The 19726-nt window shown below is 36.8% G+C and carries 16 protein-coding genes; 6 read left to right on the forward strand and 10 right to left on the reverse strand.

What is annotated here, in order from left to right:
• Positions 1–136 precede the first annotated feature (136 nt).
• The 6 genes from HGC4_RS13935 to HGC4_RS13960 form a co-directional block, all read right to left on the reverse strand.
• Complete coding sequence (locus tag HGC4_RS13935; protein WP_050710747.1) at positions 137–769, reverse strand: hypothetical protein; 633 nt, start codon at positions 767–769, stop codon at positions 137–139.
• Between the two features lie 783 nt (positions 770–1552).
• Positions 1553–3061, reverse strand: a complete 1509-nt coding sequence (locus HGC4_RS13940; RefSeq protein ID WP_185099978.1) for a hypothetical protein — start codon at positions 3059–3061, stop codon at positions 1553–1555.
• Positions 3062–3065: 4 nt separating this feature from the next.
• Positions 3066–3716, reverse strand: coding sequence for a hypothetical protein (locus HGC4_RS13945; RefSeq protein ID WP_050710749.1), 651 nt, complete (start codon positions 3714–3716; stop codon positions 3066–3068).
• 510 nt (positions 3717–4226) lie between these two features.
• Positions 4227–4553 (reverse strand): hypothetical protein, encoded by a 327-nt coding sequence (locus HGC4_RS13950; RefSeq protein ID WP_050710750.1) that lies wholly within the window; start codon positions 4551–4553, stop codon positions 4227–4229.
• A gap of 40 nt (positions 4554–4593) precedes the next feature.
• On the reverse strand, positions 4594–5226 hold the full coding sequence (locus HGC4_RS13955) for a hypothetical protein (RefSeq protein ID WP_050710751.1): 633 nt from the start codon (positions 5224–5226) through the stop codon (positions 4594–4596).
• Between the two features lie 76 nt (positions 5227–5302).
• Entirely contained in the window at positions 5303–5512 is a 210-nt protein-coding gene (locus HGC4_RS13960) for a hypothetical protein (protein ID WP_050710752.1), read from the reverse strand.
• A gap of 661 nt (positions 5513–6173) precedes the next feature.
• Here HGC4_RS13960 and HGC4_RS13965 point away from each other — a divergent pair.
• The 3 genes from HGC4_RS13965 to HGC4_RS13975 all read left to right on the forward strand — a co-directional run bounded on the left by HGC4_RS13965 (position 6174) and on the right by HGC4_RS13975 (position 9045).
• Positions 6174–6506: a zinc ribbon domain-containing protein YjdM gene (locus HGC4_RS13965; RefSeq protein WP_050710753.1), complete on the forward strand. Its 333-nt coding sequence runs from the start codon at positions 6174–6176 to the stop codon at positions 6504–6506.
• A gap of 217 nt (positions 6507–6723) precedes the next feature.
• Complete coding sequence (locus HGC4_RS13970; protein WP_050710754.1) at positions 6724–7641, forward strand: DMT family transporter; 918 nt, start codon at positions 6724–6726, stop codon at positions 7639–7641.
• Between the two features lie 132 nt (positions 7642–7773).
• Positions 7774–9045, forward strand: a complete 1272-nt coding sequence (locus HGC4_RS13975; RefSeq protein WP_050710755.1) for a peptidase U32 family protein — start codon at positions 7774–7776, stop codon at positions 9043–9045.
• A 492-nt stretch (positions 9046–9537) separates the two neighbouring features.
• Here HGC4_RS13975 and HGC4_RS13980 read toward each other — a convergent pair whose 3' ends face one another.
• The 4 genes from HGC4_RS13980 to HGC4_RS13995 all read right to left on the reverse strand — a co-directional run bounded on the left by HGC4_RS13980 (position 9538) and on the right by HGC4_RS13995 (position 13764).
• Positions 9538–10611 (reverse strand): NAD(P)H-dependent flavin oxidoreductase, encoded by a 1074-nt coding sequence (locus HGC4_RS13980; RefSeq protein WP_050710756.1) that lies wholly within the window; start codon positions 10609–10611, stop codon positions 9538–9540.
• Between the two features lie 102 nt (positions 10612–10713).
• Entirely contained in the window at positions 10714–10959 is a 246-nt protein-coding gene (locus HGC4_RS13985) for an RNA recognition motif domain-containing protein (protein ID WP_050710757.1), read from the reverse strand.
• Positions 10960–11343: 384 nt separating this feature from the next.
• Entirely contained in the window at positions 11344–12474 is a 1131-nt protein-coding gene (locus HGC4_RS13990) for a hypothetical protein (RefSeq protein ID WP_050710758.1), read from the reverse strand.
• A 123-nt stretch (positions 12475–12597) separates the two neighbouring features.
• A complete protein-coding gene (locus HGC4_RS13995; RefSeq protein WP_050710759.1) occupies positions 12598–13764 on the reverse strand; it encodes an exo-beta-N-acetylmuramidase NamZ family protein in 1167 nt (388 codons plus the stop codon).
• Positions 13765–13826: 62 nt separating this feature from the next.
• Here HGC4_RS13995 and HGC4_RS14000 point away from each other — a divergent pair, with 62 nt between their 5' ends.
• From HGC4_RS14000 to HGC4_RS14010, 3 genes are all read left to right on the forward strand, one after another.
• Positions 13827–14363 carry an HDIG domain-containing metalloprotein gene (locus tag HGC4_RS14000; RefSeq protein ID WP_050710760.1) on the forward strand — a complete coding sequence of 179 codons (537 nt, stop codon included), beginning with the start codon at positions 13827–13829 and terminating at the stop codon, positions 14361–14363.
• Between the two features lie 398 nt (positions 14364–14761).
• Positions 14762–17938, forward strand: a complete 3177-nt coding sequence (locus HGC4_RS14005) for a SusC/RagA family TonB-linked outer membrane protein (protein WP_050710761.1) — start codon at positions 14762–14764, stop codon at positions 17936–17938.
• A gap of 11 nt (positions 17939–17949) precedes the next feature.
• Positions 17950–19695, forward strand: a complete 1746-nt coding sequence (locus tag HGC4_RS14010; protein ID WP_050710762.1) for a RagB/SusD family nutrient uptake outer membrane protein — start codon at positions 17950–17952, stop codon at positions 19693–19695.
• The last annotated feature ends 31 nt before the right edge of the window (positions 19696–19726 follow it).

Consider the following 19726-nt stretch of genomic DNA (forward strand, 5'->3'; position numbering starts at 1 on the left):
AGTTACCGCCACCGCCTACCCAATAGTAATCGGCTGCAAATACAGAAAAGGATGTCAGAACACAAAAAATAAAAACCAGCAAAAATTTGTTCATAATTTTATTTTATGGTGTTATTGAAAAACACAGAATAGCTATTTATCGTACTTTGAAAATTATGTTTATAAATGTATTTGCAGTAATGGCTGATCCTGCAACAATTTTATAAGTAAGTATACCTGTATTGGATATTGCCAGATTAGTGAAGACCTTATTGTCATAATAGGTCACAAAATAATCAAGCTCAGCGCTCTTAAGAACTGGTAAAGATCCTGCCAAAGGACTTTTTGTAGAACTAGCTGCATCGCTCATCCCAAACTGACTTTTGTAGATATCATACATATTAACGGTAAAAACCTGAGTAGCTTTGTTGTAAGCAGGATCATCGACCGAAGTAGGTAACACAATAGATGGAGCATAAAAGAATACGCTGTTTTGAGGTACCATACGTATCCAACGCGTACCATCATTATAATATAAACCCTGAGGAATATTTGTTCCGTCGATATTATAAACGGTCATCCCATTCACGTGTGTAGCTAATGGAGCGGAAAGAGTAAGAGACGTTAGTTTAACACGAGGAAATAGTAACCCTTTACTCGATGTACCATCTGCATTTTCTCTTAATTCTAACAAAGCGCTCTTATCTGCAACTTCTCCGGTACCAATCGTCACCTGCGCATAAGTGCATAAAGGTATCAATACCAACAATAACAATAATATTTTCTTCATAAATAGTTAGTAATAAATTTGAAGTGTAAAATGTTTATTTCTAGTGATTTTAATTTCAGTATATTAAAACAGTACTCTACTAAGGAGATAAAAACAGATTAACAGTTAAGAGAATCCATATTCTAAAATTCTTAATTCAAGAGAAGTAACCATAAAAATCATTTTCATTACAATGTCTAAATATGTAAAATAGACACGTTAAAAAAAACACAAGAGTATACTGTTAATTCAATTTTATTTTTTTTGCAGACTGTTAGGTGCGGACAAAATTAGTTGAATCATTATGTTGTTAACATAATAAAGCAGATGTAGCAGTTAGTGTATTAACTATTACTCGTGAGCTTCTACCCTCTTATTTGATGTTATTGTTATTACTGTTGTCATTATTAGCTATAAAAGCCATTCCAAGAGACAAATATATGAAGTTATTTGCGATTACACAAAATACCCCATGCTATATTAAAAAAGTAACATTTTATTTTTAATAAATTAAGAAGAAAAACTCCCTTAATCAACTAATAATCAGAGCTTAAAATTGAATTAATATACAATTTAATCAGATAAAACAGAATAATTATTCATCTATATCATATCGCTAGTCATAAACTGTATAAATATTCCAGAAACAAATCTTATTGTAAAAACAGGCAATTATCTACTCTAATATTAGATTAACACTAACAAAGAGTATTACCAAGTAATTCTTACTTAACATTTCAGAAATCACAAAACAAAGAAAGAGGATATAAATATCCTCTTTCTTTAAAATTTATTCTGAACTATTTATTTCTTAAAATTCGAATGTAAATGCGGATTCACTGGTAAGAAACAAGGTCGAGGATTTATCACTATACTGCTTGCATTAATCAAAGGAGTGAATACACCCGGTGAGTTCTCAACATAAGGAGTTACAGTAAGTGTTTTTGCTCCACCCGATCTGTATATATGTGTACGATGCTGATTTGCTCCTACCGAAACATTATAATCTTTTTCGGTAGCAGAACCGTCTCCCCAGCTCCACTCAAAATATCTTAAATTATCGTACCTCGAATCGGCTATCGAATAATTAATCTCAGTTGAATAATCGGTTTCACCATCAATACAAGGTGTTTTATTTCCATCGATTGCTACTTTAAACCACGAGGCAGCAAAAGAAGGTAAACCAAACTGAGCAGTTCCTGTTAAAAAATCGGCAGGAAGCTGATATATTCTTAAATTGTCTCCCTCTTCGGGATTATCAATTACAGTAAGAGATTTAGTGCTGCGAGCAGGAATATACATCCTGCCATCGGGTCCTAATTGTACAGCACGCACACTCGATCCTCCAATCACATAAGTTTTGGGTAGAACTTTAGAAGGATCGGCAGCCGCAAGTAAAGCTCTAAAATCGAAAACAGCTAAACCCGTAACCGTACCAATGTATAAATATTTCATAGACTCAGAGAATTCAACTCCGTAGGGATTAGCCATCGAGATCATTCTAATATTAGTACATTCTCCTGTTGTATTATTAAAGTCTCCGAATACAAGTTTTGCACTGGTATTACTACCCCAAACAAAAGTTTTACCATCAGGGGTAATTTTCAGATAACCTCCTGCGGATAGAGAAGTAACAGCTCCTGGCACTTCTGATATTACCGGTTGAGCAGCCGCACCGGCATCAGTCATTAACCAAGCATTCATATAAGCCGGACTACCTACGCCCGGAGCAATCACCCAATAATCGCGCCTATTGGAATGGCGGATAGATGTTATAGTCTCACTCGTTATGCCCATTGATCCTTGAAATCTGATATTCTTATATGCAGCCATCACTTCACCTAAGGGATTTACTGTCATATCCACAACAGAGTATGCAGCATTATCTGCACCCTGTTGGCCTACTGTGGCTACTATATATTTAGTTGTACTACCGGGATATGGTAATACAATACCCGCTTGGGCTGAAGAGGCGTCACCCAACAAACCACTACCTAGGGGCATCTGCACGTCTTGTTTGTTCCAGACAGTTCTTCCATCCGAATAGAACAACAAATTGCCTTCGGTATCTGATATACTGAAACATCCTTCGCTCGCTGATATTTTAGAACCTACTAAATTAGTAGGTAACCCCGTCAGCACCACATCACTCGCACCAAACAAGCCCGTAGCTAAGAGATCGCGAGTTTCATTCCAAGTAATACCACAATTGCTACCAAAATGCCAGTTATAAATCTCCTTCTGTGCTGTTGCACCTAAACAGAGCATAAATAAGACACTCAACGAAAATATTTTTCTCATCACTTCATTCATAACCTCAATCCTTTACGACCAATATGATAGTAATAAATGATCCGGCATCAATTTCGGTTTTCAGAACATTGTAATTAAGTACTCCGGCAGCCGATATACTATTCACTTTAACAACTGTGTTATCATAATAGGTTACTACAAAATCGAGTTTATCGGCAGTATATAAATTGGGTATAGTAGCCAGAGCTGCATTACTGCTTATATAAGTAGAATTGCCTGTTTTAGTAAATTGCTTCTTATACTCGGCATACAAATCGAAAGTTACATTATTGGCTACAGCGGTTATAGGCAAATTAAAGGGAGGCATATAAAAAAACTGTAAGCCTGCACCCGACCCTACCGATCGCCAGATAGTACCATCAAAATAATAGTAACCAGCCTGAGTAACTTTTACTGTTTTAGCAGTAGTTGTTCCCGTTACATCTGTTACGTAAACGATAGTACCCGTTTGAGCAGCCAGATATTTTCCATCTTTAGAAGCCAGTTGAGTTAATGTTAGACGAGGAGCCATAAAACCTTCGGCGGTAGTAGCGTCAGTGTTAAAGGCCTGAACATCGAGCGATACTTTTGGGTCAACGGTGTTTACTCCAACTTGGCCAAACACAGCTACACCTGCACATAAGAATAAGCTTAGCGATAAAAATAATTTCCTCATAGTGTTCTCTTATATATCCTTGTTAAAGATTAGTGTAAAAAGCCAATAAGAGAAAAACGTTGAAGACTAACTTCTATTGATTGTGCAATCAAATAAAAGATTAAGAGTGCATTAGCGGATAACAGACATAACCTCGCACAAAATACGATTGTTAATATCAGTGTAAAAAATCGGGCATGAAACAAAGAAGCATAATATCATAATATACCCAAATTCATTTGGATAGAATCAATTAAGCTCTTTATGCTTTTAACATAAGAGAATACCAATAGTCAATCTTATTTTAATTGTTGCCGGTTAGTCCACTTTTTTTAGATGTTGTCGTCGTTCTTCCTATAAAAGCTATTTTAACACAACAAAGATATACATATTATTTGTATTTATCTAGAATTTGAAATTTGCTTTAAATGACAAATATCTTTTTTATTGATCTATAGATGAGCGTAGAGTGTTAACATGAAAAATTCCATTAAAAGACGCGTTACCCAGTATAAAACTATTATATATTATTCAAAATGGAACTCTCATCCTTAGATTGGGATTCACATAAACATTTATACAATTCCTAAGTTTCACGGTAAAATATACACGCGCACTTTCGCAATTATCCTTAGTTTGCGTAACGTAATAACCCGCTCCATTTACCAAAACAGTAGTTAAAGGTAGTACTGCAGGCGACACCGCTGTTGCATAGAACTTAAGGCTTTCGCCGTTGATAACAACATCAGCCAGCGTGTTAACGGGTAATCTGCATATCTCAACCGCCGGTTCGGCAGGAACAACCGGGGCCGTTCTCTCAACTATATTAATTGTAGCAACTACAATACATTTGTTCATAATCCTTAGTTAGTTGTTGTTTTAAAATACAAAGCAGCTATTATCGTACTTTAAAAACAATATTTACGAATGTTTTTGCTGTAATAACAAACCCCGATTTCATCTTATAGCTAAGTATACCGTCATTGGTTATTTTCAATTCGGAGAAAACGGCATTATCGTAGTAAGTCACAAAATAATCAAGTTCATTACTTTTTAGAATCGGTAAAGCTCCTGCCGAAGGACTTTTGGCTGAGCTAAGAGGATCGCCCATACCAAACTGGCTCTTATAGACATTATAAATAAAAACAGTAAATACCTGGGTATCCTTGTTATAAGATGGATCGTCCACTGAAGTGGGCAATACAATAGACGGAGCATAAAAGAAAATGCTGTTTTGAGGTACCATCTGTATCCAACGTGTACCATCATTGTAATAGAATCCCTGAGGAACATTCGTTCCATCAATATTAAAAACTGTCATACCATTTACGTGTCCGGGTAATGGAGACGAAAGGCTTAAGGATGACAATTTAACACGAGGCAGCAGTAAGCCTCTGTTGGATGTTCCATCCGTATTTTCTCTTAACTCCAATAAGGCACTCTGGTTTGCAGCCTCTCCTACCCCCACGGTTACCTGCGCTTGCATACACAAAGAAATCGACAGCGATAGTAGTAATAATACTTTCTTCATAAACAATTTTCTTTATATTTATTTTTAAAGGTTGTTTCTAATATTCAAAATCACAGGAAATTATATTAGGCTTTGTTTAATAAACCAAAGTACCCGATGAGGCGACCAAGCATCTGTTGTCTTTTGATGCCAGTTGAGTCAATGCAAGACGGGAAGCCATAACATCGTCGGAAGTAGCAGCAACTACGATAGATGCCCGAAAATCAAATAAAGCTTTTAGGTAAGTAATGTTTACTCTAATGTGATTAAACACAACTATACCAGTACATAAGAATAAATTTATCATCAAAAAAATAGTTTTCCTATACAGTTATTGTAATATATTGACTAGCAATTGCGATAAAAACAATTGACGGGATTAAACCTCAAGACTAGTTTCTATTGATCTCAATGTCAATAGGGGTATAAGAATACATTAGCTAAACGACAATAAGAAGGTCGAATAGTGTACAATTATTTTAACAAAAGATAGTTCAGGCATAAAAGAGAAGAGCGTAGCATGTTAATATATTCAAACTTACTTGAATAAAAAACAATTATACATCTAATACTTTTAGCACAATGGGATACCAGTAGGCTGTTTAATTTTACATGTTGCCAGTTAGTCTACTTTTTAAATATTGTTGTCATCATTGCCGCATACGCGATTTTATACTACAAATATATGCATATATTCTATTCGCACAAAGGATAAGTCGCCTACCTTAATAGACAACATCTATTGTTTTTCGCTTTTTTAATTACAAAGCACTTTTAAAATGTTAAAACCCACAAAAAGAAACAGCTTTAACAATTAAATCAAGACAAATATTATGAAATAGAAAAATAATCTATTAACGATAGATTATATCGATAACTTCAATTTGTTGAAATAACTAAGATTTGCCTCATATCTCATTTTGCCGTATATTTGCAGTTCATTAACTCATTAATAAAACTTTAAAAGAATGGCAGAAGCACCTAATTGTCCACAGTGTGACATGGAAAATACGTATTTCGACGGAACAGTATACATCTGTCCTGATTGCAGTAACGAATGGTCTACCGATGGCAATGATGTAGAAGCAGACGACACACCACGAGATAGCAATGGAGCAGAACTTATAGACGGCGATGCTGTAACGGTTATAAAAGACCTTAAAGTAAGAGGCTCATCGATGGTTATTAAAAGAGGCACAAAAGTAAAAAGCATCAGATTGACAGAAAATCCTGAAGAGGTAGATTGCAAAATCGATGGTTCAAGTATTGTTCTCAAAACTTGTTTCCTCAAGAAAGGGTAATAAAATAAACTACTCACAATTAGAGTAAAAGAGTTGATTCGTATTTCTGAATCAACTCTTTTTTTGTGCTAAAATTCGCCGCTACTTTTTAATTTTGAATACACTCATAAATATTACTGATTTTTATGATCGAAATCTGAAAGAAATTCTAAATTTGCACCGCATATCAAATAGTGTATTTATTTGATAGTAATTTATCAAGCGGCTATAAAAAGAAATGAGAGTTAAAGGTTATTTTTGGGGTTGTTTATCATCAGCAACATATGGTCTGATTCCCCTATTTGCCATTCCGATACTAAAGAAAGGAATGCTTTACGATTCGGTATTATTCTACCGCTTCACCTGCACATCTTTACTGATTGCCTTGCTGATCTTGGTCAAAAAAGAATCTTTTGCAATCACCAAGAAAGAATTACTCCCCCTTGTTTCTCTGGGGATACTCTTTGCTATGTCTGCACAGTTCTTATTCTGGGGATATCAATTTATAGCAGTAGGCACTGCTGCCACCATACTTTTTCTCTATCCCGTATTTGTAGCCTTGCTAATGGCTATTCTCTTTAAAGAAAAAATACCAAAGGTGTCGCAACTGGCTATCATCATTGCATTTCTGGGAGTGTCGCTATTATATAAAGGAGAAAATGGTACTTCGTTGAATCTATTTGGAGTCGGGCTATTACTCCTTTCGGCACTCTTTTATGCCATATATATTGTGATAGTCAATAAATCGAGCGTAAGAAACATGTCTGGATATAAGCTTACTCTTTATGCAATGATTTTCAGTTCATTATTCTTTCTCGTAAAAGCATCCTTATCGGGGGGAGTAGAAGCGTTTCCCGATACAATAAGCCTAGTCGATCTGCTCATGCTAGCACTATTAGCAACCGTAGTATCAAACATTGCTATGGTATATTCCGTTCAGTACATTGGCTCTACCGCTACCGCAGTACTTGGAGCTATGGAACCCGTAACTGCTGTTTGTGTAGGAATCTTCGCATTCAAGGAAGTATTCACCAAAAATTTGGCATTGGGAATCCTGCTCATTGTAATAGCCGTTTCGCTGATTGTTCTTTCCGACATTATATCCAAAAAGATTAAATTTAAAGTAAAACATAAACCCAAACTTGGGAATAGATAGGACGATCACTCCATATAATATTGTAAAGAGTCGAACGAGTAATCGGGCGACTCTTTTTTTATTTATATCTTTGCATCCGATTTAAGGTCAACGACCTATTTTATTTACACTACTTAATAATAGCATTTCTGAATGAAAAATATTGCTGATTTCGAAATCATGGCACCCGTTGGGTCATACGACTCACTGGCTGCGGCAATACAAGGTGGAGCCGATTCTATTTATTTCGGTATCGAAGGTTTAAATATGCGCGCCAAATCGTCTAACAATTTCACGCTGGACGATTTAAAAAACATCGTTAAGATATGTCAGGAGAATAACATGAAAAGTTATCTGACCGTCAACACCATTATCTATGATAATGACATTAGCCTCATGCATAAAATTGTAGATGCAGCCAAAGCAGCTAATCTGTCGGCAATTATAGCATCCGATGTATCGGTTATGATGTATGCACGCAGCATAGGCGTAGAAGTTCACCTTTCGACGCAGCTTAATATAACAAATTCGGAAGCATTAAAATTCTACGGACAATTTGCAGATGTAGTAGTATTGGCACGAGAGCTTACACTCGATCAGGTTGCTGATATTTATAATGATATAATAGAACAAGATATAAAAGGACCAAGCGGCGAACTTATCCGAATAGAAATGTTCAGCCATGGAGCTTTATGTATGGCTGTTTCGGGTAAATGTTATTTGAGCCTACACGAAAAAGATCTTTCAGCCAACAGAGGTGCTTGTAATCAGATGTGTCGCAGAGGCTACATTGTGAAAGACAAGGAAAGTGATATGGAATTTGAGATAGACAACGAATACATAATGTCGCCCAAAGACCTAAAGACAATCCACTTCATGAACAAGATGATGGATGCAGGTGTACGTGTCTTTAAAATAGAAGGACGCGCGCGCGGTGCAGAATATGTACGCACAGTTGTTGAATGCTACAAAGAAGCAGTTAAGGCACATTGCGAAGGCACATTCTCAGAAGAGAAGATTGCTGATTGGGATACACGTTTGGCAACAGTATTCAACAGAGGATTCTGGGACGGCTATTATTTGGGACAACGTTTAGGTGAATGGTCGATGAACTATGGATCGGAAGCAACCAAAAGAAAGATATATATAGGTAAAGGACTTAAGTATTTTTCGAATATTGGTGTTGCCGAATTCTTGATGGAAACTCAATCATTGAAGGTTGGAGACGAAATTCTGATCACCGGCCCTACAACAGGTGCAGTTACTCAAATAGTGGATGAAATACGTGTAGATCTTAATTCGGTAGAAGAAACTGTGAAGGGCGAAAAGTTCTCAATAAAGCTTACTGATAAAATTCGTCCATCGGACAAGCTTTTCAAATTAGTTAAAGTTACCCCTAAGAAAAAGTTTGTTGAAAAAGAATAGAACTCATTGAACCATTTTATAATTGTTAAAGATAAGCGAGGAAAAGACTTTCCCCGCTTTTTCTATTTTAGAGCATATAGTTATACAAAAAAATCAATTAATAAATCAAAAAAATCAATTAGAAAAAAAAGCGTTTTTTAAAACTAATCTTACTGATCCAATGTTTAATAGATAGAAAAAGGGATTAAAGAAGTCAAAGTAAAAGAGGGTAAATAACTGAGACAAAAAAAGAGCGAACTGTATGTACTTAATTTTCTTATGAAAGGAGGTAAGTATCTCAGAAAATCGGAACAACAGCTAAAGAGATTCGTTCGCCTCTCACAGCAAAAAAAAGAGTGTTCCACATCATTACGAGTTTTTCATTCAAAAGTAAACTCACCTTTTTCTTTATAGTTTATGTTTTCTAGTGTTAGTGTTTTATACGAGAAAGAGGGAGTGAATATTATTATTCGCTCCCTCTCCTTTTTTATCTCAAGTGCAATTCTAAATCACTTACAAAACAGCTTGTTTAGCAAGTAAAAACTCAGCTTTAAGCAAAGCAATCGTTTCTTTTACACTGATTATCTTGTTTGCCAAATGGGCATTTACTCCGGCAAAAGCATATCCTTTATTCATATTTCCTTTAGCAGCATTGTAAAGCGCTAAAATAATACAATAGGGACTTTTAGAGTAATCGCAGGTTTTTATACAATGGTATGGACAGCTTTTGGGTACTTCCGATCCGCTTTCCACTTTCTTGATAAATATTCCATCGATTGCTCTTCCGGGCATACCTACGGGGCTATTAATTATTTTAATATCTTCCACTTTAGAATCTATAAATACATTCTTAAAGGTAAGTGATGCATCGCACTCGTCTGTGGTCACAAAAATAGTACCCATTTGTACTCCTGATGCTCCCATTTCAATAAAACGATACATATCTTGTCCCGAATGAATTCCTCCGGCAGCAATTACAGGTATATTTTTATGCTCTTTGTAAGACATTGCAACTTCTACAACTTCGGGAACGATTTGTTCTAACGAATATTTCTCGTCCTCAAGTTGTGTAGTTTTAAACCCTAAGTGCCCTCCGGCTTTAGGTCCTTCAACTACAATAGCATCCGGTAAATAGTTATAGTTAGTAAACCATTTATCGCAAATTATTTTTGCTGCACGCGAAGAGGATACGATAGGCACCAGTTTAGTGATGCTATCAGATTTAAGATAAGACGGTAGATCAAGAGGAAGACCTGCTCCCGCAAAAATCACATCCGCTTTTTCGGCAATAGATGTGCGTACCATGTCTGCAAAATTAGTAAGAGCTACCATTATATTGATACCTACTACTCCTTTTGTTTTTTCTTTTGCTTTTCTGATTTCTTCTTTTAATCCCCAAATACAATCGCTCAAATAGTTTGAAGCAGGTTGTCGGTACATAAGTCCCAAACCAGCACATGAGATAACCCCAATGCCGCCTTCGTTAGCTACTGCTGATGCTAACCCCGATAGAGACACACCAACTCCCATACCTCCCTGAATAACTGGAAGTTTAATTTCTAAGTTTCCTATATAAAATGATTTCATATATAATATAAAAACAGACAAATCTAGATGCCCAGAATTTGTCTGTATTGGTTAATCCAAAGCTTCTTTAAATTTTTTAAATAGCCGTTAAGGCGAAGCAAATTATACTTTTGGAATAGCTTCTTTAACCACCATAGGGCGACCTAAATGCTCTTTTCCATTAAGTGTTTGGATAGCGTTTTTTGCATCTGCTTCGTTTTCCATTTCAACAAATCCAAATCCTTTTGATCTATTTGAAGCTCTATCGATAATTAATTTAGCAGAAACAACTGGACCGAAATCGGCCATTAATGCTTGTAGATCTGATTCCTTAACTTCGTAGCTAAGATTTCCAACATAAATGTTCATAACAATATAATTTAATTAAGTGATTTTAAAAACAAGAAGTAGAATAAGGTCTAATTTCAACAATAGAAGACTTAATAGTTTACATTAAGAAAAGTAATGAAGAGAAAGAACAAAATAAACTTTTTGCTTCTAGTACGAAAGAACGGAATAATTATCTGGATGCATACTATATACTTGGAGGTTATTTTCTCAAACGAACCAAATTTACACTTTTTATATTTCCGTAAACATAAATTAACTATGAAAATCTTTGATTTTTCCTTTTAATTGTTTAACCAACCATTAACGAGACAAGCAAAATTTGAAGCCATTTTTAGGATGGAAGCAGGCAGAAGCCTGTTTATACTATAGTTCTATAAACAGTAAACTAAACACAAAGTGATATTATTTAGAACCTTTTACTTTTATTGATTGTACTAACTTATCACTATTGAACTCAAGTAGCAGGTTTTGTTTTAAATTGTCGTTTTTCTTCTTTTTTATGTCGTAAACAATTTCTTTTCCCACAGACAATTCAACGAAAACAACGCCAGCATTATCTTGCTTAGCCAATATAGATTCAGGTTGAAGAGTATAAGTTACCTTCTTTATCTTTTTATCCGAGTATTCTTTTGTTATTGTAGCTACAATCTCGGTACTACTCATTTCGGCTGTATAATAGAATGCTTTAGGTGCAAACTTCTTAAGTAAATCTTTCGGCTTATTCTCCGATAGTTTTTTAAAGAAATCGCCTAAATCGAGCTTTAGACTTTCGAGTGATGCTCCGCTCAATACTACAACCTGAGACAGATAGTCGTATTTCTCTTTTGCTTCATTTTTATGAGAACCTGTAATATTACCTAGATCAATATTTTCAAGATAAGCCTTATAAGCATCCGCTGTATTATCTTTCAACGTAGTATTCCAGCTTAGCGAATCCATAATTATACGGATCTGATCCAAATGTGGTGTTTTAGGATTCTCGCTCAGATATGCATAAAACACATTTATATCTGACGATTTTCGTAGTTTTTCCCATGCTTGCACTTCGGCTTCACGCGATGCTCTTATTCGTTTCTCGGCCTCTTCGGCAAAGTTACCCTCGGGATATCTCACCAAATATTTAGAATATGATAATGGTGTATTCTCTTCAACACACTTCATCCAGAACATTTCCTGACGCTCATCCGAATCGCGGGTATGAGCAATATTTAAAGCACCTATAACTCCTATAATAATAAGAAGGATAGATCCGAAAATTAAAAAGAGAACACCTTTAGATATTTTAGAACGTTTCTTAGTTGTTCTTTCTGATACAGGAACAATTATTTCTTCTGCTTCATTCTCTATCTCTATTGATGGCTCTACCACCTCTTCAGACTCAGCTTTGGGTTCGCTGTCTGACTGCGTAGGTAAATTTCCATCTAAAAAATCAGTAGTGTACTGATGATCCATGTGATCTTTACACTCTTCACAAATATTTTCATCCTCTCTTATAGGTCTGCTACAAAATGGGCACTGCTTACTATCTGACATATGTTTATCCGATTACGGTATTCGTTTCAATTCAGGTCTCAGACCTATTTATTGTTTTCAATAATTAAACCACAACTCTTAGCCATAGCCAAGAAATACAGCAATTTATACAGTTCCGTTTATTTAGTACTGATCTTCGTACAGAAGATATTTCTTTCTCATTTGTTTATAGTCATCCAATCCCTTTTGCCATGTTTTACGAATAGCGTCTTCCGATTGACCTGCTATAATCTGCTTTTGCAGATTACTTGTACCCGATAGCAGATTCATAAAACGAGGAGATGTAAAAAACTTTGCTCCTAATCCCGATTTCTTATAAAAGTCGAGCAAATAGGAAAGCGTTAATCCCTTATCGAACTGAATATTTCGAAGATCGTGCCCATAACAAAGCTTGTCTTTTTGCAATGGATTCTTTTCAAAGCCGGGTAAAGAAACAGGTGTAAAAGTAAACGACCCGAATTTAGGATTTGGATAACCAACTACCTGAAACGGAAAATAAGTTCCTCTACCAACACTCACTCCCGTAGCTTCGAAGAAACAAAGAGAAGCATATAGCTTTATTGCCTGATCGTTTGGCAAATTGGGTGATGGCTTGATAGGTAATGAATAAGGATCGCCATGTTTCCAGCCTTTTACTGTAATAACTTTCAGATCACACGTTAGTTTACCTTTTAACCAACCCTGACCATTTATCATTTGAGCCAACTCACCAACCGTTAAACCATGCAATACAGGTATAGGATGCATCCCGACAAATGATTTATAGGGTAATTCTAAAACCGGACCATCAATATAATCATGTGGATTAGGACGATCTAGTATTATACATTCCTTCTTGTTTTCAGCACAACCCTCCATTACATAGTGCATTGTACTTATATAGGTATAAAACCGTGCTCCTACATCCTGAATATCAAAAATCACGACATCAATACCATTTAGCATTTCGGCTGACGGCTTTTTGTTCTTACCATATAATGACATCAAGGGTATGCCCGACTTTACATCTTTGCCATCGGCAACCTGCTCTCCGGCATCGGCATTTCCTCTGAAACCATGCTCGGGTGCAAAAATTTTAACTACATTTACATTTTGAGACAAAAGAGCATCGAGCAGATATGTACCATCTGTCAGACAGCTCGTATGATTAACAACGAGTGCTACATTCTTGTTCTTCACCAGAGGAAGAAGTTTATCCAATTGATCGGCTCCTACCTTTATTTTATCTGCTCCGGAAGTTAAAGCACAAAAAAGAACAGAAAACAGTATTAATAAAAAACCTTTTTTCATAGAATTCGTTGTTTATGATGTAAAGATAAGCGTTATTGTCGTCTAAATAAAGCCTTTGATAAATGAATCCTATCGATATAATCAAAAAATACTACGAAGAGAGTTCATCTCTATACAATATATTGGTAAATCACAGCTCGGATGTAACCAGAAAAGCTCTGGATATTGCAAAGAAGCATCCCGAACTGAATATCGATATGCAATTTGTACGTGAAGCTGGTATGCTACACGACATTGGCATCTTTATGACAAACGCTCCCTCCATAGATTGCATTGGTAAATACCCATATATGGCTCATGGATATTTAGGAAGCGAATTATTACAAAAAGAAGGATACCCAAAACACGCTTTAGTTTGCGAGAGACACACCGGTGCAGGATTGACTCTTGATGAGATAATCGCACAACACCTCCCACTGCCTCATCGTGAGATGATGCCAATAAGTATCGAAGAACAATTGATATGCTTCTCGGATTGCTTTTTCTCAAAAACACATCTGGGAGATGAAAAACCAATAGAAATAATCAAAAGCAAATTGGCTAAGTTTGGAGACAGATCGGTTAAACAGTTTACTGAATGGTGCGAACTATTCTTGTAACAATATCATATTGTTGTTTTTTAGTCACCCATAATTCCACAAAAAATAAAAATATCTCTGTTCCGAAATCGATTTTTTTCGGACGAATCTTTTTTGCATGTTAACAAAATATGCAAAAAAACATATATTCTTCGTTATATGCATTCGCAAATACTTTACAATAACCTCTAGTCATTATAAGTGAGCGACATAATACACAAGTCGCATTCACACAAGCATTATAAAGCACATGTTAAATAGATCGCATTGGACTATTTGCACCCTTAATTCAGACGAAATAGACACCTACCCCTCCTTAAAGAATACTAATTTTGGTTTGAAACATTAAATACGTTAACCTTTCGAAGACCATAGAGTATCGACTCTAAGTGATTAACCTTTTTTCAACTTTAAAGCTTATGATAAACAAGCGAGTTTACTATTCCCCATTATTCAGACGAATATTAATAGGGGGTACAATGCTTTTCCTTACAACAGGAATTGCTTTTGCAGAGAAAAACATAGTGGTGGAAAACACAGCTATCAACCAAACCGACCAGAGACAAGTAGCAGGAACTATTGTAGACCAAAGCGGCGATCCCATTATTGGAGCTACAGTTATAGTTAAAGGTACTACTGTAGGAACTGTGACCGATTTAGATGGAAAATTCACAATCAATGTTCCATCCAATGCCGTTATAGCAGTACAGTATGTAGGCTATCTGAATCAGGAAGTCAGAGTGGGAGACCAAACTACATTAAACATCACACTGAAAGAGGATACACAAACTCTTGATGAGGTGGTAGTTGTAGGATATGGTGTTCAGAAGAAAGTGAATCTGAGTGGCTCGGTAGCCAACATCAGAATGAACGAATTGGTAGAAAGCCGTCCTATCAGCAACATTTCACAAGGATTGGCGGGTATGGCTGCCGGTGTGCAGGTTACTTCGGGATCGAACAGACCGGGCGACAATACAGCATCTATTATGATTAGGGGCCAGGGAACTTTAAACAATGCCGCTCCACTTGTTATTATAGATGGTGTAGAAGGTAGTTTAAGTAGTGTAGACCCTCAGGACATCGAAGACTTATCGGTACTGAAAGATGCAGCTTCGGCAGCAATCTACGGATCGAGAGCTGCTAATGGAGTTATCCTTATTACTACTCGCATGGGTAAAAAAGGAGATGTAAAGATCGAATACAACGGCTATATGTCGTGGGAGTCGGTAGGCAAAACATTCGATCTGGTATCGAACTACGCCAATTACATGGAACTTATTAATGAGGGGTATTCCAACTCGAACCTCCCTACCCGATTTACGGATAAAACCATTCAACTATGGAGAGATAACGAGCGTGGCGATCAATTGATGTATCCTAACACCAACTTAATGGATGAATTGTTCTCAACATCATTGGGAAGCAATCATAACCTTGCATTAAGCGGTGGTTCGGACAAGTTTACATTCTTCACATCTTTCGGATTTTTGAACACTCCGGGAGTTATGGAAAACTCGGGTTACAAAAAGTACAACACCCGTATTAACTTAGAGGCTAATGTAAAACCATGGTTAAAACTAGGAACCAACCTCAGTGGTCACATGGCTTTTACGGAACAAGGAACCAATAAGGTGAAAGATGTATTCACATACTCAGCAGCCACTACTCCGGGTATGGTATTCCGTGCACCCGATGGACGATATGGTTCTATAAACAACAGTGAAGACGATGCTCAAACAGCAGCTAACAATCCATTTTATCGCTTAAATAACACCACGGGCGATATAGAAAGCCGAAACATAAAGACTCGTTTCTATGGAACATTAGCTCCATTCAAAGGCTTTACTCTAACAGGTTCTTTCAACTATATATTCACCAATAAGACAGACGATTCTAAACCTGTATTTATAGAGCAATGGAACTTCCTTACAAATACATTAACATCAACAGGTATAGGTAAAACCTCTATCATGAATAGTGATTATAAATGGAATAATTACACCATGGATGCGGTTGCACGTTACGAAAACAAAGTTTCGAAGCTTGATTACAGCGCAATGGTTGGAGCCAGTCAGGAACTATTCAGATACAAATGGTTTAAAACCACAAAACAAGATTTACTCGATCCGGGATTAGGTGCTATTGATGGAGCTACCGGCGCAGCCAGCTCTTCGGGAAACACTGTAGAATGGGCTATGAGATCGTTCTTTAGCAGAATAAATCTTAATTGGGATAACAAATACCTATTCGAATTCAACCTACGTGCCGACGGTTCATCTCGTTTCCTTAAAGACAATCGTTGGGGATATTTCCCATCGGCATCTGCCGCATGGAGAGTAGATCAAGAGCCTTTTATGACTGATCTTGTAGCATCAGGACTTAGCAATATGAAATTCCGTGCATCATATGGTGTGCTCGGTAACAACGCTTTGAGAAGTACAGATGCAGACATAAACGGAAACTACGATGCACAATCATTGTATTCGAGCAGTAATTATATTTTGAATAACGAAATAGCAATGGGAATTGCACGTTCCGCAATACCTAATGCTCTACTTACATGGGAAAGAAGTAAAATTACCAACTTAGCGGTAGATATGGGCTTTATAAATAACAAGTTGACAGGTACAATTGAGGTTTTCCACAAAAAAACCGACGATATACTTATCGACCTTCCCGCTCCACTTGTAAACGGTAACGCTTCTATACCTCGTCAAAATGCAGGAACAGTAGTAAACAAAGGTCTTGAATTGACTGCCGGATGGCAAGATAAAATACAAAACGTATCGTATTTTGTGAATGGAAATGCAACTTTCTTGAATAATAAAGTAACCCGTTTTAAAGGTGACGAAAGCTCTTTAGATGGTGCTAATATGATAAAAGAAGGATATGCCATTAATACCCAATTTGGTTATAAGGTAGATCGTTTAGTACAAACTCAAGCAGATTTGGATTATGTTCAAGCTCTTGTTGACAATGCTCCTATTGACCCTGCAACCGGAAAACAAAGAAATCCTTTCTCAACAATAAAACGCCCCGAATTAGGTGACTTACTTTATAAGGATACAAACGGCGATGGTGTATTAAACGACGACGACCGTGTGCCTATTGGTAACGGTAAAACTCCAAAATTCACGTTCGGTCTTAATTTCGGTGCATCTTACAGAGGATTCGATTGTGCTGTCTTGATACAAGGAGTAACAGGTGTAGAGCAATATTGGTTGGACAACTATTTCCGCCCACAAGTTCGCTCAGGATACCAATTGAACAAACAACTCGCTGATGGCAGATGGCATAAGGATATGCAAGGTAGTGCAAAATACCCTCGTTTATTGGAATTCAGTGATGACAGAAACACCCGTGTCAGCGATTTCTGGGTACAGAATAAGTCTTTCGTTAAAATCAAGAATATTCAACTAGGATACACGCTGCCTAAGGCTCTTGTTAACCGCTTCTCATTAGATAAACTACGCATATACGGCAGTTTAGAAAACTTCTTCACATTCACTAAATACGATGGACTAGATCCTGAAGTAAGTGGTGTTGACTATCCAACAATGAGACAAGCTGTAATAGGTATAAATCTATCATTCTAAATTGATTAACTATGAAAAAATATAAAATATTATTGACTGCTGTTATTGCAGCACTTTCCCTAAATGGATGCTACGATTTAGACAGACATCCCTTCGATCAGGTAGGAGATGCTATCTTCTGGCAAAACGAAACGCAAGTTAATCAAGGGATGATGGGCGTATATGCAGCACTTAAGAATGACAATGCCTTCGGTCTTAAATTCGCACAGGATAACATGTCCGACATTGGCGTAGGATACGACAACTATGGTTTTGGACCCGTTATATTGGGCACATACAACGACCGTACTGCAATGGTACAAGACAAATGGAAATCGTTATACGATGGTGTAATGAGAGCCAATCTGGTAATACAAAAAGTGCCAGGGGTAACCAGCCTTAGTGACGAACTGAAAACTCGTTTTCTGGCAGAAGCTAGATTCTTACGTGCCGTTTACTACTTCGAATTATACAATTTTTATGGTGCAATACCATTGTATGACGAAACTGTAAATCTACCTACTGATTATAACGATCTTAAAAAGCCTAGAAATACAGTTGAAGAAGTATTTCAATTTATACTTAACGACTTGAATTACGCCGCAGAAAGCAACTTACCCGTAAAATGGGAAGCCAGTGATTATGGACGTGCTACAAAAGGTTCGGTATACGGCTTGAGAGGTAAAGTATATTTATACAAAAAAGAATACGCAAATGCCGCTAAAGATTTCGAAGAAATAATTCTCGATCCTTCGGGCAAAGGCTATAACTATTCTTTATACAACGATTATGTGAACCTTTTCAAACCAGAAGGTCATAAGAGTAACGAAATGGTCTTCGCTATACAAAACGCTGGTGGAGTAGGTAAAGACTATGGTATGCCAATGACTTTCTATATGGGAACACGCAGTACATTTGGCAGTTGCTGGAACAATGTAATGCCATCGGCAACACTTCTGAATATGTACGAACGTAAAGACGGTAAACCTTTCAATTGGAACGATTTCATACCCGGCTTCAACGAAAGTACAACAGTCAAAGACGAAACATTTGTTTCGACCCTTACCAAAGACGGTAAAACTGTAGAAGCTTATGCAAAAAACAGAGATATAGTATTGGATATGTATAAAGAGAGAGATCCACGTATGGATGCAACTGTTATACTTCCCTTCACTAAATATCTGGGATGGGTAAGTAACCAAACTAAAACATGCGAAATGGTAATTGCCAGAAATGTTGCTCCTAACGAAGTAAACGGATTTATCAGAATAAACGGTGCTTGGACTGAAAGTTATATCTTCCGCAAATTTGTAGCCGAAGGCAACATGAACGGAGGAATCAACAACCGTGCTCATACACCTATAAATTTCCCATTGATACGTCTTGCTGATGTATACCTAATGTATGCAGAATGTAAAAACGAATTGGGCGATCAGGCAACAGCCGTTCAATACATCAACAAAGTACGTCAACGTGCATCTACCAATATGCCTGCTATAAACAGTGGACCTGCATGGCTAGCCGCATCATCTAAGGATCAGGTTTTTGAGAGAATCAAACAAGAACGTGCCGTAGAACTTGCAGCCGAAGGACATCGCTGGAGCGATCTTCGTAGATGGGGCATAGCTCTAAAAACATTACCCGGAGATGTATATGGGGTAACAGGAAAACGCTTATTGACGCGTTCGTTTACAGAAAAAGATATGTTATGGCCTATACCCGGCGTTGAGATAGAGAGAAATCCTAACCTGAAACCAAACAACCCCGGATGGGATTAAACCTTTCGTAAAAGAAAGAATAACTTCGATA

The organism is Dysgonomonas sp. HGC4, assembly GCF_001261715.1.
Taxonomy (GTDB): Bacteria; Bacteroidota; Bacteroidia; order Bacteroidales; family Dysgonomonadaceae; genus Dysgonomonas_A.

Bases quoted from the DNA above. Each gene is read 5' to 3' on its own strand.
- HGC4_RS13935 (WP_050710747.1), bottom strand. From the start codon at position 769: ATGAAGAAAATATTATTGTTATTGTTGGTATTGATACCTTTATGCACT.
- HGC4_RS13940 (WP_185099978.1), bottom strand. From the start codon at position 3,061: ATGAATGAAGTGATGAGAAAAATATTTTCGTTGAGTGTCTTATTTATG.
- HGC4_RS13945 (WP_050710749.1), bottom strand. From the start codon at position 3,716: ATGAGGAAATTATTTTTATCGCTAAGCTTATTCTTATGTGCAGGTGTA.
- HGC4_RS13950 (WP_050710750.1), bottom strand. From the start codon at position 4,553: ATGAACAAATGTATTGTAGTTGCTACAATTAATATAGTTGAGAGAACG.
- HGC4_RS13955 (WP_050710751.1), bottom strand. From the start codon at position 5,226: ATGAAGAAAGTATTATTACTACTATCGCTGTCGATTTCTTTGTGTATG.
- HGC4_RS13960 (WP_050710752.1), bottom strand. From the start codon at position 5,512: ATGATAAATTTATTCTTATGTACTGGTATAGTTGTGTTTAATCACATT.
- HGC4_RS13965 (WP_050710753.1), top strand. From the start codon at position 6,174: ATGGCAGAAGCACCTAATTGTCCACAGTGTGACATGGAAAATACGTAT.
- HGC4_RS13970 (WP_050710754.1), top strand. From the start codon at position 6,724: ATGAGAGTTAAAGGTTATTTTTGGGGTTGTTTATCATCAGCAACATAT.
- HGC4_RS13975 (WP_050710755.1), top strand. From the start codon at position 7,774: ATGAAAAATATTGCTGATTTCGAAATCATGGCACCCGTTGGGTCATAC.
- HGC4_RS13980 (WP_050710756.1), bottom strand. From the start codon at position 10,611: ATGAAATCATTTTATATAGGAAACTTAGAAATTAAACTTCCAGTTATT.
- HGC4_RS13985 (WP_050710757.1), bottom strand. From the start codon at position 10,959: ATGAACATTTATGTTGGAAATCTTAGCTACGAAGTTAAGGAATCAGAT.
- HGC4_RS13990 (WP_050710758.1), bottom strand. From the start codon at position 12,474: ATGTCAGATAGTAAGCAGTGCCCATTTTGTAGCAGACCTATAAGAGAG.
- HGC4_RS13995 (WP_050710759.1), bottom strand. From the start codon at position 13,764: ATGAAAAAAGGTTTTTTATTAATACTGTTTTCTGTTCTTTTTTGTGCT.
- HGC4_RS14000 (WP_050710760.1), top strand. From the start codon at position 13,827: ATGAATCCTATCGATATAATCAAAAAATACTACGAAGAGAGTTCATCT.
- HGC4_RS14005 (WP_050710761.1), top strand. From the start codon at position 14,762: ATGATAAACAAGCGAGTTTACTATTCCCCATTATTCAGACGAATATTA.
- HGC4_RS14010 (WP_050710762.1), top strand. From the start codon at position 17,950: ATGAAAAAATATAAAATATTATTGACTGCTGTTATTGCAGCACTTTCC.